At 68.8% G+C, this 538-nt stretch carries 1 pseudogene; it reads right to left on the bottom strand.

Annotated features, from left to right (window positions below):
• A pseudogene (locus tag ACCC94_RS30045) lies at positions 1-538 on the bottom strand (hypothetical protein); the annotation flags it as partial.

The following is a 538-nucleotide window of genomic DNA, read 5'->3' as shown; positions in this document are numbered from 1 at the left end:
GGTAGGGCTTCTGCACATGCAGCAGTGCCCCGGTGCCGGAGTCGAAGGATACGGTCCGCTGGTCGTTGACCATGGTATTGTCCACTGCCCGGGGGGCCTGCGCCAGTGCCGCCTCGTGGGCGGCGTAGTCCGGCACCCGGCGGTTGTCCGGGTCCACCAGGGTGAAGTCCCAGAACTCGTTGCCCTGGTACAGGTCGGGCACTCCGGGCGTGGTATTGCGCAGTACGCATTGCGCCAGCGAGTTGAGTGCGCCGGCGGGCATCAGGTACCCAGCTGCCTCGGCAATGGCCCGGCGCAGCGGCGCGCCGGTTTCCGCGAGCAGGATGCCGCCGAGGAAGTCGGCGCAGGCCTGTTCGTAGGCTTCGTTGGGTGCGCCCCAGTCGCTGTCCAGCTTGGCCTCGCGGATAGCTTTGCGCTGCCATTGCTCGATGCGCTGGTGGTAGTCGCGCATGCCCTCGCTATCGTCCGGGGACAGCCCCAGGGGCCAGCTGCCCAGCAGGCACTGGTAGAGGATCAGCTCGTCGCCGCCGCTGGGCGC

The organism is Pseudomonas sp. Pseusp97 (genome assembly GCF_047304025.1).
GTDB lineage: Bacteria > Pseudomonadota > Gammaproteobacteria > Pseudomonadales > Pseudomonadaceae > Pseudomonas.
This window is presented reverse-complemented; position numbering and strand designations above follow the sequence as displayed.